Origin of the sequence: Arthrobacter sp. ISL-69, from assembly GCF_018613775.1 — a bacterium.
GTDB lineage: Bacteria > Actinomycetota > Actinomycetes > Actinomycetales > Micrococcaceae > Arthrobacter.
The window spans coordinates 14,656-31,452 of sequence record NZ_JAGGPO010000009.1 but is presented as its reverse complement, the minus strand read 5'-3'; the positions used below and the strand labels follow the sequence as shown (position 1 = coordinate 31,452).

General features: G+C 64.9%; 15 protein-coding genes. 4 read left to right on the top strand and 11 right to left on the bottom strand.

All coding sequences use genetic code 11. The features are described from left to right. Window positions 1–4: 4 nt before the first annotated feature. A complete protein-coding gene (locus tag J7I79_RS05100) occupies window positions 5–706 on the top strand; it encodes an HAD family hydrolase (RefSeq protein WP_214951053.1) in 702 nt (233 codons plus the stop codon). Here J7I79_RS05100 and J7I79_RS05095 read toward each other — a convergent pair. Further along, a complete protein-coding gene (locus tag J7I79_RS05095) occupies window positions 703–921 on the bottom strand; it encodes a hypothetical protein (RefSeq protein ID WP_214951051.1) in 219 nt (72 codons plus the stop codon). The genes J7I79_RS05100 and J7I79_RS05095 overlap by 4 nt on opposite strands. Window positions 922–1,118: 197 nt before the next feature. On the opposite strand from J7I79_RS05095, the gene J7I79_RS05090 reads away from it, so the two are divergent. Then, on the top strand, window positions 1,119–2,294 hold the full coding sequence (locus J7I79_RS05090) for a zinc-dependent alcohol dehydrogenase (RefSeq protein ID WP_214951050.1): 1,176 nt from the start codon (window positions 1,119–1,121) through the stop codon (window positions 2,292–2,294). Window positions 2,295–2,302: 8 nt separating this feature from the next. On the opposite strand, the gene J7I79_RS05085 is transcribed toward J7I79_RS05090, so the two are convergent. From J7I79_RS05085 to J7I79_RS05060, 6 genes are all read right to left on the bottom strand, one after another. After that, a complete protein-coding gene (locus J7I79_RS05085; protein WP_214951048.1) occupies window positions 2,303–3,202 on the bottom strand; it encodes a CHAD domain-containing protein in 900 nt (299 codons plus the stop codon). Between the two features lie 74 nt (window positions 3,203–3,276). Next, entirely contained in the window at window positions 3,277–4,437 is a 1,161-nt protein-coding gene (locus J7I79_RS05080; RefSeq protein ID WP_251042409.1) for a serine hydrolase, read from the bottom strand. A gap of 153 nt (window positions 4,438–4,590) precedes the next feature. Continuing rightward, the gene (locus J7I79_RS05075; protein ID WP_214951044.1) at window positions 4,591–5,403 is read right to left on the bottom strand and encodes a bifunctional allantoicase/(S)-ureidoglycine aminohydrolase; all 813 of its coding nucleotides are present in this window, start codon (window positions 5,401–5,403) and stop codon (window positions 4,591–4,593) included. A gap of 10 nt (window positions 5,404–5,413) precedes the next feature. Then, window positions 5,414–6,688, bottom strand: a complete 1,275-nt coding sequence (locus J7I79_RS05070) for a DUF6986 family protein (protein WP_214951042.1) — start codon at window positions 6,686–6,688, stop codon at window positions 5,414–5,416. 3 nt (window positions 6,689–6,691) lie between these two features. Then, window positions 6,692–8,290 carry a malate synthase A gene (gene aceB, locus J7I79_RS05065; RefSeq protein ID WP_214951040.1) on the bottom strand — a complete coding sequence of 533 codons (1,599 nt, stop codon included), beginning with the start codon at window positions 8,288–8,290 and terminating at the stop codon, window positions 6,692–6,694. A 27-nt stretch (window positions 8,291–8,317) separates the two neighbouring features. Beyond that, entirely contained in the window at window positions 8,318–9,742 is a 1,425-nt protein-coding gene (locus tag J7I79_RS05060; protein WP_214951038.1) for an NAD-dependent malic enzyme, read from the bottom strand. Window positions 9,743–9,963: 221 nt separating this feature from the next. Between J7I79_RS05060 and J7I79_RS05055 the strand changes: the two genes are divergently transcribed. Next, entirely contained in the window at window positions 9,964–10,719 is a 756-nt protein-coding gene (locus tag J7I79_RS05055; protein ID WP_214951036.1) for an IclR family transcriptional regulator, read from the top strand. 168 nt (window positions 10,720–10,887) lie between these two features. Here the strand turns inward: J7I79_RS05055 and J7I79_RS05050 are convergent, their stop codons facing one another. The 4 genes from J7I79_RS05050 to pucL form a co-directional block, all read right to left on the bottom strand. Then, window positions 10,888–12,450 carry an NCS1 family nucleobase:cation symporter-1 gene (locus tag J7I79_RS05050; RefSeq protein ID WP_214951034.1) on the bottom strand — a complete coding sequence of 521 codons (1,563 nt, stop codon included), beginning with the start codon at window positions 12,448–12,450 and terminating at the stop codon, window positions 10,888–10,890. A 143-nt stretch (window positions 12,451–12,593) separates the two neighbouring features. After that, entirely contained in the window at window positions 12,594–13,418 is an 825-nt protein-coding gene (locus J7I79_RS05045; protein ID WP_214951032.1) for a MurR/RpiR family transcriptional regulator, read from the bottom strand. A 173-nt stretch (window positions 13,419–13,591) separates the two neighbouring features. Further along, a complete protein-coding gene (locus J7I79_RS05040) occupies window positions 13,592–15,094 on the bottom strand; it encodes a nucleobase:cation symporter-2 family protein (RefSeq protein WP_214951030.1) in 1,503 nt (500 codons plus the stop codon). 186 nt (window positions 15,095–15,280) lie between these two features. Beyond that, a complete protein-coding gene (pucL, locus tag J7I79_RS05035) occupies window positions 15,281–16,189 on the bottom strand; it encodes a factor-independent urate hydroxylase (protein WP_214951028.1) in 909 nt (302 codons plus the stop codon). A 379-nt stretch (window positions 16,190–16,568) separates the two neighbouring features. Here pucL and J7I79_RS05030 point away from each other — a divergent pair, with 379 nt between their 5' ends. After that, complete coding sequence (locus J7I79_RS05030) at window positions 16,569–16,745, top strand: hypothetical protein (protein ID WP_181038924.1); 177 nt, start codon at window positions 16,569–16,571, stop codon at window positions 16,743–16,745. Window positions 16,746–16,797 lie beyond the last annotated feature (52 nt).

Here is a 16,797-nt window from a genome sequence, read left to right as displayed (position 1 = left end):
GGCCATGCCCAGTAACGGAACCCGCGGCAGGCGAAAACGCGGCGTCCTTTTCGACGTCGACGGAACGCTCGTGGATTCCTCGTACCTCCATACCATTGCGTGGTGGCAGGCCTTCCGGCACTTTGGGCTGGATGTGCCTATGGCCTCCATCCACCGCTCGGTGGGCATGGGCGGGGACAAGCTGGTTGACCGGCTTCTGCCGGCTGGCCGGGATAGAACCCGTGACGCTTCAATCATGGCGGCCCACGGTGCGGTGTTTTCCACCTTTTGGCCCGCACTGCGGGCGTTCGACGGGGCGCGGGATCTCCTGGCCCAGTGCTACGAAGGCGGCTTCGCGGTGGCGCTGGCATCGTCAGCCCGGGAGGAGGACCTCGCTGCGCTGCGCGCCACCCTGCACGCCGATTCGTACATCCACACCGCCACCAGCGCCAACGATGCCAAGGAGAGCAAGCCGGACCCCGACATCCTGGTGGCCGCCTTGGAGGGTGCCGGCGTGTTGGCCGAGGACGTGGTGTACGTCGGCGATGCCGTCTGGGACGTCTACGCCGCGGCCAGGCTGGGCATTCCTACCATCGGCCTGACCTGCGGTGGCACAAGCGCAGGTGAGCTGCTGGAGGCGGGTGCCGTGGAAGTTTACGAGAATCCGCGGGACCTCTTGGCGAACCTGCGCGACAGTGCGATCGGCAGGCTCGCCGCAAGGTCCTAGGCGTCGGCGATGTCGCCCTTGTTCCAGGACACTGCGACGCTGACGGAGCCGTCGTCGTCGCGTTCGACTTCGGTGATGACATCGGCCGGTCCGGCCCCCATTCCCATGAGCTTGGCCCGGTAGGACGTGACCAGTTCTTCAAGACTGGATTCGGTCCACTCGCCGGGACGCATCCGCGTGGAAATCTCCACCGGCTCTGGCTGGTAAAGCGTCATGTCGCTGCCTTTCCTCGATGCTCGGGATGATCCAACGCTATGATCCGCTGCGTCCGCAGGCAAGAGATTTGCTCAGTTTGCTTAGTTTTAGTGTTCCGCAAAATAATAAGCTTGCTGACCTTCACGTGGCCGTCAATCGGCGTTACGGTCGAAGAGGCCCGTTCGGGGATCGTCGCAACTTGACAGAAAGGCGCACCATGAAGGCACTTACCTGGCAGGGAAAACGCTCCGTCAGCGTGGAGAACGTTCCGGATCCGATAATCCAGGAGCCCACGGACGCGATCATCCGCATCACTTCCTCCGCCATCTGCGGCTCGGACCTCCATCTTTATGAGGTCCTCGGTCCTTATTTGAACAAGGGTGATGTGCTGGGACATGAGCCAATGGGCATCGTGGTGGAAGTGGGAAGCGCGGTAACCAAGCTTTCCAAGGGGGACCGCGTCGTAATTCCCTTCAACATTTCCTGCGGCGAATGCTTTATGTGCTCCCAAGGGCTGCAGTCCCAGTGCGAGACCACGCAGGTCAAGGCAAAGAACTCCGGGGCAGCGCTGTTCGGATTCTCCGAGTTGTATGGGTCTGTACCCGGCGGCCAAGCTGAGTTCCTGCGGGTTCCGTATGCGGACTATGGACCCGTCAAGGTGGGCGCGGAGCTGCCGGACGAACGCTACTTGTTTCTTTCTGACATCCTGCCCACCGCGTGGCAGGGAGTGAAATACGCTGACACTCCTGAAGGCGGCACCCTGGCAGTGTTCGGCCTCGGACCGGTGGGCCAGTTCGCCACACGCATCGGAAAACACTTCGGCCTGCGGGTGATCGGCGTTGATCCAGTGCCCGAACGCCGGGCGATGGCCGAACGCCACGGCGTCGAAACCCTCGACTACAGCAAGACCGCCGCGGACGAGATCCGCGAAACCACCGATGGCCGCGGCGCGGACTCGGTGATTGACGCCGTCGGCATGGAAGCACATGGCTCGCCGGTGGCGGCCTTCGCCCATAACGCCTTGGGCCTGCTCCCGGACAAGCTGGCGCAGAAGGCGATGGAAACCGCGGGGGTGGACCGCCTGGCCGCACTCCATACTTCCCTCGACGCGGTACGCCGCGGCGGCACAGTGTCCCTCAGCGGCGTATATGGCGGTCAGGCGAGCCCGATGCCGCTGCTGTCGATGTTCGATAAGCAGGTCCAGCTTCGGATGGGCCAGTGCAACGTCCGGAACTGGACAGATCAGCTGCTGCCCCTGGTGGAGGACGACGCCGATCCGCTGGGCGTCATGGACCTGGTGACCCACCGCGTGGGGCTGGATAAGGCCCCGGCGATGTACGAGAAATTCCAGAAGAAGGAGGACGGCTGCATCAAGGTGGTGCTGCAGCCCTAGCCGCGGCCTCAGCTGCGGGGGAACTTCCTCCAGGCCTTCCAGAATTTGGCCTCGGACTTCCCGGCAAGAACTTGCTCCCGGGCGTGGAGCCGTCCGTATGTGAAGCCGCTGTCGCCGCTGCGAAATGCCCGGCCGCCAAGTTCGGCCAGCTGGGCGCGGGCCACGACGCTGTCCTGGTGCAGTCCAAGGAGCTTCTGAATTTTGTGGGCACGCTTGGCCATCTTGGCGGCCTTCTTGCCTGCTACCGGCTGGGCAGCCTCGGCGGCGTACCGCAGCCGCTTGGCCGCCTTCCGCACCTCGTGCAGGCCCACATCGTGCGCGGAGTTCTCGTGCGCCGGGCTGCTCCCGGGGTTGCCGGCGTCGGACTTTTGCTCCACTTTTTCGACCAGGCGCTGCACTCTCGCCGCATCCTTGGAGACGAGCTTCAGCATGGTCTTGCGGGGTGTGCGAGATGCCTTCCCAGTCAGGGGAGGGGCGGCCACGAGCTCCGCCAGTTGGGAGACCAGGCCGGCGTAACGGTCGCTGTCGAGGGCCTCCAGTGCCGCCTTTCGGCCGGCGGCGGAGGCGGCATCAAGGGTCTCGTCAATCCTCCGCGCGGCAGGTCCGAAGACCAACGCTTCAGGTTCCCCGGCCAGAAGTTCGCCAAGCCGCTCGCGCATCACTTCAGGATCCCTTGCGGCACCGAGCACCCCGGACAGCCATTTGAGTTCTGCCCGGACCGCAGTCACGGTGCCTCGGTCAAGCAGCTTCTTCCCGGTGGCCAGCAGAGAACGAAGCCGGCGGACGGACATCCGCATTTGATGGACCGAATCCGGTTCTTCCTGTCGCACCAAGGGCTCCTGATGCCTGAGCTCGGCAAGCTGCGTGGCCAAGTAGTTTCTCAGGACCTCGCCGGCTGTGGTGGGCATGCCTCACTCTACGTTGCGGGCCGGCACCGTCAGAAGGGCCGAACGTCATGCCCGGCGGCCGACCGGCCCGTGCCCTAACAGCTGGCGTTGAGCGCCTCCTCCACCATGGCAACCATGTCCTCCACAGTGCCGTCTCCGGTGACGCTGAATGGCGCCGGAGGGAAGGCGAGCGATACCGACGCCTGGCGCGTGCCGTCGGCGCTGGACATCGAAACGGTGCCGTAGCCGAGAGTGTCACCGGCGTGGCCGTAGTAGAAGTTGTTGGTGCAGGTGTCGTTCCAACGCTGGATGCCCAGGCCGTACCGGGCGTAGATCGGGCTCTGCATTTCCGTAAGCATCGCCCGGGGGATCAGCCGGCCCTGCAGCAAGGCCGCGTAGAACGTGTTCAGGTCGCCGACGGCGGACACCAGGCCACTGGCCGGCGAGCCGGTATGGAGTGCCGGATACGTCACGTCCAGGCGATCGCCGAAAACGGTGACGTAGCCGTGGACCATGGGCGCCGGGGCCGGTCCCGGTGCGGCCAGCCAGGTCGCCTCCAGTCCTAGCGGTTCCACGATGTCGGAGCGCAGGACGTCCGCGATGGACCGGCCGCGCATGCGTTCGACCACCATGCCGAGCGTGACGTAGTTCGAGTCCGAGTAATCAAACCCCTGTGCCAGCCTCGCTTCCCAACGCCATGTCGCGGCCAGGGCAAGGAGTTCCCGGTCGTTCCAGCTCCTAGCCAGCACCTCCTTTAGGCTGCCCTGCTGAAAGAGCGGGATGATGTAGTCCGGCATGCCCGACCTGTGCTGCAGGAGCCGACGGATGGTGACCGGTCCGGGCGGGTGCATGATGGTGTCAAACTCCGGCAAATGTTTGCTGACGGGGTCGTCGAGTCCCAGCTTTCCCTCTGCGGCCAGCTTGAGTACGGACACCGCCACGAAGCTCTTGGTCACGCTGGCGACGTGCAGGGAATCCGTAATCTCAACCGGCTCCTGGTTCTCCAGGCTCCTGACTCCCGAAGCCCGGGACCATTCCTCGCCACGCACTTTGGCCTGCATCAGGACGGCGGGGGCGCCGTCGTCGAGCATTCCGTTGCCAAACTCTTCCAGTGCCTCGCCCAGCCGCTCCATCGAAGAGGGCTTCTCCGGGGGATCCGGGACCGCGGTGCAGCCGCCCGTCAGGGCTGCCAGCGCGGCCGCCGCTGCGGCCGCAAGCCGGAACGGCAGGGCGCGAATCGACCTCACGGAACTCATGTTCCTCAGGGGGTTCGGACGCGTCAAGAGACGATGGGCGCCGGGCGCAGCATCCGTCGAAATCGCCGGAAGTCTACGGCGAATCCGCAGGCTTCCGGCGATCCCGGTGAATCCGGCGATCCCGGCGGACGCTCCCGGCGCCGGGCGCGGGTGCTAGGTCAGGCGGATCTGGCGGTTGACGTCCTTGTACAGCAGGTAGCGGAATTCGCCCGGGCCGCCGGCGTAGCAGGCCTGCGGGCAGAACGCGCGGAGCCACATAAAGTCGCCGGCCTCCACCTCCACCCAGTCGTTGTTGAGCAGGTACATGGCCTTGCCCTGGAGGACGTAAAGGCCATGCTCCATGACGTGGGTCTCCGGGAACGGGATCACGCCGCCCGGCTGGAAGGTCACGATGTTCACGTGCATGTCGTGGGCCAGGTCGTTGGGGTCCGCGAAGCGGGTGGTCTTCCACGCGCCGTCGGTGTCCGGCATCTCGCGCGGTTCCACTTCAGCATCACTCGTGACGAAGGACTTGGCCTCGTACCCTTCAAGCCGCTCGTAGGCCTTCCGGATCCAGTGGAATGACACGACGTCGGAGGAGACGTTTTCCAGGCCCCAGGTTGAACCTGCTGCGAGGTAGGCGTAGCCGCCCTCCTCAAGCTGGTGAAGCTCGCCGTCGAGCGTCAGATTGACCTGCCCCTTGGTGACGAAGACGACGCCTTCGACGCCAGCCTCGAATTCGGCCTTGGGCGCGCCTCCGCCAGGACCGATCTCAACGATCAGCTGCGAGAACGTGGTGGCGAACCCCGAGATCGGGCGGGCGATGATCCAGGAGCGGGTGTTCGAGAAGCCGGGCAGGTTGCTCGTCACGATGTCCGTCATGACGCCCTTGGGGATCACGGTGTAGGCCTCTTTGACGATCGCGCGCTCGGTAGTGAGGTGCGTTTGGGGCGGCAGTCCGCCTTCAGGGGAATAGTACTTGCCCATCTTTGGATCCTTACTTTGAAGTGGTCTGTGCCAGCCGTGGGTGGGCCAGTCCGGTGAGTTGGGGGACGCCGACGCCGGCAAGCGCCTGGACGTCTTCGGCACCCACGGCGCCGCACTGCACGCCGCGCAGCACAAAAGCGGCCAGCGCCCGGGCGGTGGCGGGCTCGTCCATGACACCGCCTTCGGTGCGTTCCACGTAGGTGCGCAGCCGGGCCGCCGCCGCGGGCAGCCCCTGGCGGTAGAACGCGTAGGTGGCCGCGAACCGGCTGGGCAGCTGGGCCGGGTGCAGGTCCCAGCCCTGGTAGTAGCCGCGCTCCAGGGAACGCCGCACCAGCCGCCCGTGCAGGCGCCACGCATTCTCCACGTTGTCGCCCACCGGGATGATGTTGGTGGAACCGTCCGACAGTCGGATGCCCGTTCCGGCCACTGCCAGCTGCATGACCTCCTTGGCGTAGTCAGCCACCGGGTGCTCCATGGACTGGTATTCGGCGGAGATCTGCAGGGAGGCGGAGTAGTCATAGGTGCCGTAGTGCAGGCCGCTGATCCTGCCCGGAACGGCGTGCGGAAGCTGCGCCACCGGTGAGGTACCGTCCGGGCCGAGGATGAGCTGCGGGGTCTCCACCTGCACCTCGAACCGCAGCCGGCCTGCGGGCAGCGCATGGGCTTCCTCCAGCCGTGAGACGGCGAAGTCCATGGCCTTGACCTGCGCCACGGTGGTGACCTTCGGCAGGGTGAGGATCAGGCCCTGCGGGAGTTCGCCCGCTGCGGCCAGGCCGGAAACAAACAGGTCCAGCGTACGCAGGCCGCGGGCCCGGGTGGCAGCCTCGAAGCATTTGAAGCGGATGCCGATGAACGGGGGTGCTGTGCCGGCCGCAACTGCGGCGGCCACGGCGGAAGCCGCTGCTGCAGCGGCAGCGTCCTCGGCGTCGTCGCCCCTGTCCCCGAACCCGTCCTCGAAGTCCAGGCGCAGGTCCTCGATCGGTTCGCTTTCCAGCTTCGCCTGGACGCGGGACGCCACTGCCTCGGCGAGGTCGGCGTCCTGGCCCAGCAGGTGGCCGAGACGGCCGAGGCCGCCGTGGGCGGCCGCCGTCCCCAGCGCCTGGGCGCCCCACTCAGCGGCGAACGACGGCGTGAAACGGTCCGCCGGTACATACACGGTATGTACCGGCTGGCGGGTGCCATCGTCGCCCGGGTAGTTGCGCTCCAGCAGCTGGTCGGTGGCGGCCAGCTGGGCGTCGATCTGCGCGAGATCGTTGGGGCTGAGGGAACCTGTGGGTACTGCCATGCCTCAGCCCACCAGTTCGTAGGCCGGAGTGGTGAGGAAGTCCGTGTAGTCCTCGGAAAGGCAGATGTCCGCGATCAGCCCGCTGGCGGGGAGGTAGTACTTCGCGAAGGCTTCCTCTCCCACTTCGCCGCGAAGCTTTGCGGTTTCCTCGGCGAGGATGGCGCCGACGAGTTCACGGGTGACAGTCTTCCCGGTGTCGGCCAGCACCACGCCGTTGCGGATCTGCTGCCAGACCTGCGAGCGGGAGATCTCGGCCGTGGCGGCATCCTCCATCAGGTTGTGGATGGCCACCGCGCCGTTGCCCGAAATCCACACGGCCGTATACGCGACGGCGACGTAGAGGTTCAGGCGCAGCCCGGCCTCCGTGACCGTGCCGTCAGCCGAGGCGATGTCCAGCAGCTGGTCTGCTGTGACGCTGACCTCCGGGCGCTGCTTGTCCAGCTGGTTGGGGCGCTCCCCGAGGACGGAATCGAACACTTCCTGGCATACCGGCACCAGGTCCGGGTGCGCAACCCAGGAGCCGTCAAAGCCGTCGTGGGCCTCGCGCGTCTTGTCCGCACGGACCTTCTCGAACGCCTGGGCGGTGACCTCGGGTTCGCGGCGGTTGGGGATGACGGCAGCCATGCCGCCCATGGCAAAGGCGCCGCGGTGGTGGCACGTCTTGACCAGCAGCTCGGTGTAGGCGCGCATGAAGGGTGCCGTCATGGCAACCGTGGCGCGGTCCGGCAGCACAAAGTCCGCTCCGGCATCGCGGAAGTACTTGATGATGCTGAACAGGTAGTCCCACCGTCCGGCGTTCAGACCGGCGGCGTGGTCGCGGAGCTCGTACAGGATTTCGTCCATCTCGAACGCTGCGGGGATGGTCTCGATCAGCACGGTGGCCTTGATGGTGCCCTGCGGGAGGCCCAGGAATTCCTGCGCGAAGACGAACACCTCGTTCCAGAGCCTCGCCTCAAGGTGGCTTTCCATCTTGGGCAGGTAGTAGTACGGACCGTGGCCGTTAAGGACCAGCTGCTTTGCCACGTGGAAGAAGTGCAGGCCGAAGTCCACCAGTGCGCCCACGGTGTGTTCGTCGTTGAGCAGGAGGTGGCGTTCGTCCATGTGCCAGCCTCGGGGACGGGCCACGACCACGGCGAGCGGGGCATCGGTGCGGAGCCGGTATTCCTTGCCCTCGGGGGAGGTGTAGCTCAGGGATCCGGTGGCGGCATCGCGGAGGTTAAGGATGGCGTCGATGACGTTGGCCCAGGTGGGCGTGCTGGCGTCCTCGAGGTCGGCCAGCCACACCTTGGCGCCGGAGTTGAGTGCGTTGATGGCCATCTTGGCCGGTGAGGCGGGGCCGGTCATTTCCACTCGGCGGTCCTGCAGTGCGGCAGGCGCCGGCGCAACCTTCCAGTCGCCCTCGCGGACATCCTTGGTTTCCGGCAGGAAATCAAGCTTTCCGGTCCGGGCTACCTGCTCGCGCTTGGCCACCCGGGCTTTGAGGAGTTCGGCGCGGGTGCCCGCAAACCGCTTGTGGAGCTCCTCCACAAAGGCCAGTGCCTTCGGGGTGAGGATTTCCTCTGCTCGTGCAATCGGCTGCGGGTCTGTGACTGAGAGAGCCATTGTCCGGGTCCTTTCTAGGCTTGCGAATCAGGCGTTGGCGGGTTCTGGGGCTGCGTGCGCGGCGGCTTTGGCTGCGTTGGCTGCATTTGCCACGGCAGCTGCGACGTCGGCGGCAACGTGGGGGTCGAAGACGCTGGGGATGATGTAGCTGGCGTTGAGTTCATCGTCCGCCACGCGGTTGGCAATCGCCTCCGCTGCGGCCACCAGCATGTCCGGCGTGATGTCCGAGGCCCCGGCATCCAGCAGCCCGCGGAAGAACCCCGGGAATGCCAGTACGTTGTTGATCTGGTTGGGGAAGTCGCTGCGCCCCGTAGCCACCACTGCCGCATGCTTCGACGCTACCACCGGGTCGATTTCCGGTGTGGGGTTGGCCATGGCGAATACGATGGCGTTCTCAGCCATCGCGCCCACCTGCTCCTCGCCGATCACGTGAGGGGCGCTGACGCCGATGAAGACATCCGCCCCTACGATGGCCTCGTGCAGGGTCCCGGAGAAGCCTTCTTCGTTGGTGTTGGCTGCGATCCAGCTGCGGTGTTCGTCGCTGTATTCCTGGCCGGAGTGGATGGCGCCGGAGCGGCCGGCGGCGACGATGTGCTTCGCCCCCTGGGCCTTGAGGAGCTGGATGATGGCCGAGCCTGCGGCACCGACGCCGGAGACAACGATCTTGACCTCGGAGAGCTTCTTGTCCACTACGCGCAGGGCGTTGACCAGTGCGGCCAGGGTGACGATTGCCGTGCCGTGCTGGTCGTCGTGGAAGACCGGGATGTCCAGTTCTTCGCGGAGGCGGTTTTCGATCTCGAAGCAGCGCGGCGCCGCGATGTCCTCGAGGTTGATGCCGCCGTAGACGGGGGCCATGGCCTTGGCGATCATGATGATTTCCTCGGTGTCCTGGGTGTCCAGGCAGACCGGCCAGGCGTCAACGTTGGCGAACTGCTTGAAAAGGGCGGCTTTGCCTTCCATGACGGGCAGGGCCGCGGCCGGGCCAATGTTGCCCAGGCCAAGGACGGCTGAACCGTCGGTAAGGACGGCGATCGTGTTGCGCTTGACCGTCAGGTTGCGGGCCGCTGACGGGTCCTCCGCGATGGCCAGACAGACGCGGGCGACGCCGGGGGTGTAGGCGCGGGAGAGGTCGTCGCGGTTGCGGAGGGCCACCTTCGGGACGACCTCGAGCTTGCCGCCAAGGTGCATCAGGAAGGTGCGGTCGGAGACATGCTGGACCGTGACGCCGTCGAGCGCGTTCAGGGCGTCCTTGACGCGGGCGGCGTGTTCGTCATCGGTGGTGTTGCAGGTGACGTCCACAACCAGGGTCTCGTGGTGGGACTCGGTGACGTCCAGGGCGGTGATGGCTGCGCCGGCGGCTCCGACGGCGGCGGCCAGCTCGCTCGTGGCGGTGAAGCTGGACGGTGCTTCCACGCGCAGGGTGATCGAATTTCCGGGGCTCGGGTTCGCCATTGAATGTTCCTCCTGGTCGGGCCCGGACGCGGTGCACATCAGGGCTTAGTGTTCAATCAAATGTTTTCGTATTATGGATATTATTATCTACTTTGTGGAAACACAAGCCCCGAGGGCGCATCGACGACGGCCGGAGCGTGCTGTATCTTGGGATTTCTAAGCAATTTTTTTCACGATGTGGATAAGAGTTGTCGGAACCGATACCGCAGGAGACCACGGTTATGGCTGAAAAAGCCCCGGGAGGCGTGCAGTCCGTTGAGCGCGTCTTCGAACTTTTGGAACTGATTACTGACGCCGGCGGAGACGTCACGCTCAGCGAGCTTTCTTCCTCCACCGATCTGCCGCTCCCCACCATCCACCGCCTGCTGCGCACCCTGGTCACCCTGGGCTACATCCGCCAGCTGCCGAACCGGCGTTATGCCCTCGGCCCGCGGCTCATCCGGCTTGGCGAAGGCGCCAACAAGCAGCTCGGAGCACTGGCCCGGCCGCAGCTCAAATCCCTCGTGGACCGGCTCGGGGAGACGTCCAACATGGCGGTGCTGGACTCGGACATGGTCATCTACGTGGCCCAGGTGCCGTCACTGCATTCCATGCGCATGTTCACCGAGGTGGGCCGCCGCGCGCACACCCACGCCACCGGCGTCGGCAAGGCGATCCTGGCCCAGCTGGACGACGACACCGTCCGCGGCATCATCCAGCGCAGCGGCATGCCCACGCCGACGCCTAAGAGCATCGGCGACATTGACACCCTGCTCCTGGACCTGAAGCTGATCCGTGAACGCGGCTACTCCATCGACGAGGAGGAGCAGGAGATCGGCGTCCGCTGCTTCGCAATGGCCGTCCCGAACGCCCCGACGCCTACGGCCATCTCGGTGTCCGGACCGGTGTCCCGCGTGGACCAGTCCTTCGCGGAACGTGCTGTGCCGCTGCTGCGCGAAGCAGCCCAGACGATCTCGGACGAGCTCAACCAAAGCTGACGCCGTCGTCGTGTGACCTGCCGCCGTCCAGCGCGAGCGGACACTTAGGCCCCCTCCTTTAAATGCGAACGGACACTTGCGGCCCGATTTCCTGACGGAATGGGTCCTCAAGTGTCCGTTCGCGCTTAAGTAGCGGTTGCCTAGTTCGGAGTTCGACGGCGGCGGGTACTAAACGAGCGTGCCGTCGCTGACGGTGCCGGCATCCTCGCCGGAGGGTTCGAGCGAAATCATAGGGGACTTGCGCTCCATCGCCCGGAAGACGACATAGCCAAGTGCGCATCCGAGGAACCAGCTGTAGTTTCCGATCCAGGTGGCGTTCACTGATGTGGCCCCCGTGTCGAGCAGGATCTTGGGGATCAGCACGGAGGCGATGGAGATTGCACCGCTGATGGCCACGGCCTTGACGGCGTTCGGGTTGTAGCCGTTCCGGAACCAGTAACGGCCTGTGGTCTTCAGCGTGTACATGTCATCCACCCAGACCTTCTGGCGGCTGACCACGTAGTACCCGGCGATCAGGATGCCGAACAGCGGCCCGATCAACGCGCCCAGGACGCCCAGGGTGTAGTGGATGGCGTCGTTGTTGGAGTACCAGTTCCACGGGGTCAGGATGACGGAGCCGACGGCGGCAATCATGCCGCCTGCCCGCCAGCTGATTTTCTGCGGGCTGACGTTGGAGAAATCGAAGGCCGGCGAGATGAAGTTGGCCACGATGTTGATGCCCACGGTGGCGATGACGAAGGTGAGTCCGCCCAGCAGCACGGCGAACACGGTGTCGATTTCCTGAACAGTCTTGACCGGGTCCGTGATGAGGCGGCCGAACACCGGGATGGTGGCGGACGCCGTGATCACGGTCAGGAGCGAGAAGAACAGGAAGTTCACCGGCAGGCCCAGGAAGTTGCCCTTCTTGACCGCCTTGTAGCTCTTGCCGTAGCGGGCGAAGTCACCGAAGTTGAGCATCGGCCCGGAGAAGTAGGACACCACCAGGGCGATGGCGGAGATCATCACGGGGATGGACGCGGCGAAGTCCAGGGGCTCGCCGCTGGACAGGTTCAGGCTGATGTTGCCGATGCCCGCCTTGGAGACCAGGTAGATGGCCAGAACCAGCATCACCACGTACACGGCGGGGCCGGCGAAGTCGATGAACTTGCGGATGCTTTCCATACCGTTCCAGAAGAGCGCGGCCTGGGCCACCCAGAGGATGCCGTAGCAGATCCAGCCCAGGGTGGAGAGCCCCAGGAAGCCGTTCTCTTCGACGTCGTACAGCGGCGCCATCCCTGGGAAGAATTTCAGGAAGACGATCACCAGTGCCTCGGACGCCAGAAAGGTCTGGACGCCATACCAGGCCACTGCGATCAGTCCGCGGATGATGGCCGGGATGTTGGCGCCTTTGACGCCGAACACCGCCCGGTTGATGACTGGGTACGGGACGCCGGTGAGCTGGCTGGGCTTGGCCACGAGGTTGCAGAAGAGATTGACGATCACGATGCCGACCAGCAGGGCTACGAGGACCTGCCAGCTGGCCAGGCCCAGCGCGAACAGGCTTCCTGCCGTGACGTAGCCGCCGATGCTGTGGACGTCCGACATCCAGAAGGCGAACAGGTTGTAGCTGGTCCAGCGCTGGTTCTTTAGCGGTACGAGGTCCTCGTTGCTGAGCTGCGGATCGTAGTCGGGGAGCTGGCCGGTGCCGGCGGGTGCTTCAACCCGGGCTGCGGCCACTGCGGATTCTGTCATGGATTCCTCTAAAAGATTGGGACAGCCGCCGGTCCGGCCGTTTCACACTTTCAATTAGATGGAACCAATGTTTCAACGCTGTTTCTGCTGGAACAAATCCTCTTTACTTCTGCCGTGCCGTGCCGTGCCGTGCCGTGTCGGCGTCAGCGAGCCTCGATCTCGCCCAGTGAGTCGAACAGGCCCGTGACCTCCCGCACCCGCTCGCGGCCGGCACGTCCCAGCACCAGGAGCACGCCGTTCGCCAGGACGCTGACCAGGCTCATCGCCGCAGCGTAGCTGTCAAAGGCATGGGCGCCGTCCACCGGGCACTCGAGCCAAAGGGTGGCGTCGGCAGCCAGCCGGCGTGCGCTCGGGTCCCCGATCAGAATGGTCGCGGCTCCGGTGGCCGAAGCTGCCTGGAGGACTTTGCGGAACTCAGCGGGCCGCCGTCGGAAGCCGAAAAGGACCACCGCGTCGCCGGATCTTACCCCGGCGAGCTCTTCGCCAAGGCTCTGCCCGGGCTGCGGGGCCACTGACACGCCCTTTCGGCACTGGAGCAGTTGTTGCCGTAAATGCAGCGCCACCGGATAGCTGTTGCGGAAGCCGAGCAGCAGCACGGTTCCGGCGCTGGCGAGGGTGGCGCTGGCCCCGGACAGCTTGTCCTCGTCGAAGGATTCAGCCAGGCGTCGCAGGTTTTCCTGTTCCTGCCCCAGGTGGGCGGCCAGGCCGCCGTCGAACGACTGCGGCCCCAGCGGCATTCCGCTGGAACGGATGGACCGGGTGTGTTCCTTGACCTCGTTGAAATCCTCGAAGCCGAGCCGCCGGAACAGTCGGCTCATAGTTGCCTTGGAGACGCCGCTGAGCCTCGCGAGTTCCGCGGCGTTGTAGGTAGCAAGGTCGCCGAGGCGGTCCAGGAGCGTGTCTGCCGCCTTCTGTTCCTGGGGGCTCAGCTCCGCATAGTGCCGTTGGATTCGTTCGTCGATCCTCATGAAACAACCGTCTCACGCCGGCAGCCTCCGCAGCATCCGGTGTCAGGCGTGAGGCATAAGGGTGTCACCACGGGGAGCGCGAACGGACAGTTGCGGCCCGTGGGAGAGGGGCCGCAACTGTCCGTTCGCGCTGTGTGGCGGTGCGCTGGTGGCGGATGGCTGCCGGGGGAGCGCTAGTGCTCAGACTTCGACGTCGACTCCACCGGGACTTCCTTGCCGTCGCAGTCGATCAGCTTGCCGCCTTCGTAACGGTCGCCGTCGGCCAGGCACTTGAGGTCCTCTTCGCGGACCACGCGCCCCGTGCCGGCCACAAACACGGACTGGTTCTCCGAGTTGCCGGCCTTGAGGTGGTTGAACAGCAGGTTCAGCAGGATGGCCATGATGGCGGCCGAGCTGATGCCGGAGTGGAAGATGGTGCCGAACCAGGACGGGAACTGATCGTAGAACGCCGGAGCCGCAATCGGAATCATGCCGAAACCGATGGACGCCGCCACGATGATCAGGTTCATGTTGTTCTTGTACTCCACTTTGGCAAGTGTCCGGATGCCGCTGGCGGCAACCGTTCCGAAGAGTACGACGCCGGCGCCGCCCAGGACGGGAGTCGGCACCGCAGCGACCACCCGGCCAAGAACCGGCAGGAGGCCCAGGATCACCAGGATCAGGCCGCCCGCACTGACCACGAAGCGGCTCTTGACGCCCGTGATGGCAACCAGGCCGACGTTCTGGGCGAAGGCGCTCTGGGTGAAGGAGTTGAACAGGGGCGAGATGGCGCTGGAGAGCATGTCCGCCCGCAGGCCGTCGCCGATGCGCTTGGAGTCAACCTTGGTGCCCACGATCTCGCCGACCGCAATGATGTCCGCGGAGGTCTCGGTGAGCGTCACCAGGATGACGATCAGCATGGAGATGATCGCGGCGATTTCGAAGGTGGGCGGACCGAACGCGAACGGGGTGGGGAACGCGACGATGTCTCCCTGGCCCACCTTGGAGAAGTCAGCCATTCCGAAGACGAAGGCAATCACCGTGCCGAGCACCATGGCCAGCAGGATGGAAAGCCTGGAGATCGCGGCGCTGCCCACCTTGCTGAGCAACAGGACGATCGCCATGGTTGCCGCAGCCAGGCCGATGTTGGCCACGCTGCCGTAGTTCGGCGCCTTGCTGTTGCCGCCCATGGCCCAGTTGGCCGCGACCGGCATCAGCGTCAGGCCGATGGTGGTGATTACCGTGCCCGTGACCACCGGCGGGAAGAAGCGGATGATCTTGGAAAACAGCGGCGTGACGAGCAGCCCGATCAGCGAAGCGGCGATGACGGAGCCGAAGACGGCCTGGATGCCCCCGCCGCCGTGGACGATCGCCACCATGGTGGAGACGCCGGCAAAGGAGACGCCCTGGACCAGTGGCAGCTGGGATCCGAAGAACCGGATGCCGACAGTCTGGAGGATCGTGGCCAGGCCGCCGACGAACAGGCAGGCGGCAATCAGCAGGCCGATGTCCTGCGAAGACATCCCGGCCGCTGCGCCGATGATCAGCGGCGGGGCGATGATGCCGCCGTACATGGTGAGGACGTGCTGGAAGCCGTAGGCGAAGGTGCTTCCGAGGGGAAGCCGCTGGTCCTCCGGGCGGTCGGACTGCTTGCGGCCGGTGCCGGCTACTGCAGCCGATTTCTTCTTAATGTTCATGGCAGACTTTCTTGGTGTTCATGGCAGACGTCTTTGTCTGGCTAACGGTGTCTGGCTAACAGTTTTGAATCAGTGGAGGGACTTCGGGCCCGGCTCTAACACCGGATGCCGGTGGTCGAGCCTGTCGGGACCTAAGGCCCGGTGGTTGAGCCGGATGATTCGACGGGCTCAACCACCGGGAGGGGTTTAGCAGAAGCCGGCGATGCCGGACCAGGCGATGTCCGCCGGAGCGGCGTCTTCGCGCTGGACCGTGGCCTCGATCAGGCCGTACGGGCGGTCTGCGGCAAAGAAGACCTCGTTGGGGTTGTCGAGGCCGAACGGCGAGAGGTCGACGAGGAAGTGGTGCTTGTTCGGCATCGAGAACTTGATCTCGTCGATCTCGCTGTGTGCTTCCAGGACCTTGGCGCCCATGTCGAACAGGGTCTGCTGCAGGGCGTGTGAGTACTTTTCGGTGAAGCCTTCGAGCAGGAGGCTCTTGACGTCGTCATAGCTCTTGTTGAAATCGAGGGCGCTGAAGTCGGTGTTGACATTGAACCGCCAGCGCGCGGAGACGTCCGTGGCCAGGATGCGGTCCGTGGTTTCCGGCAGGGTGGTGTATTTGTCCTTCGGGTATCCCACAAATCCGGACTGCGTGGACTTGAGGACCGTGAGGTCCTTGAGGCCCGAGATGAGGTGCGTTGCCGCTCCGTCGCGGACCAGCACGGCGGTGCGGACTTCCTGGCCGTTGCGGACAAACGAGTGGTCGTGCTCCGCACCGTGTGCCTGGATCCGGTCCCAGCTGTAGGACTCGGCTTCCCAGCGGCCGCCGGTAACCCAGTCGAAGCTGGACGTGAAGTGCTCGCCCAGCCGCAGGAGGAACGCTTCCGGTGAGCCAACGCCGTCGCGGGCAAAGGCGTAGATGGTGTTCTTCTGGGTGTCGGTGGCCACCACGTGGGCGTTGTCGCCCTCGAGGTGGGCCGCGGCGAAGTCACCGCGGAGCTGCGAGGTGACGTTCAGGTCTTCAATCTCGTGGCGGTCGGTGTCCCTGGTGATCTTGACGACCCGGACTTCGGCCTTGCCGTACTGGTTCTGGCCGAGGATGATTTTGCTGCTCATGGTCTGTTCCCAACTTCCGTGATGTGGAACCTAGGTTCCATCATTGAAATTAAGCGCGTGTTTCACACGCGTTTCTGATGGATCCGACCCAACAAAAAAGAGCCGGCATCCAATGACGCCAGCTCATTACGACCCTGCCTGCTGCTCCCAGGTTACGTGACCTACGCCACGAGTTGACTCCAAGCGTAGCCGAGCTTTGCCGTGGTGTACATCACTAATCGAAAAATCAAATTGTGACCGACTCGGCTTCGCCCGGCGCTCCGGTGATGTCCGCCCTTGGTCTTGACCCGCCCCGCGACAGGCAAACTAGAATTTCCACATAACAATAAATAGTTTCCGAATTGCGGAACTCGAGCAGGGCTAGAACGAGGAGGAACAGATGGACTCGCAGGATAAGAACAACGTCGCTGACTTTCCGGCACCCGGCCAGGAGCTGTACCTGCCGTTCGGTGCCACGGATCCCGATTTCTACATCCCGGCCGATTGCGACCGCACCGACCGCGGATTCTCCCGCTGGCTGCGGGCGCTCCCGGTTTTCGGCCGGCAGCGCCCGTAGCTCGCGACGCGCAATCCGCTAAGCGTCATGAGGAACTTTGCGCGTCGCCGGT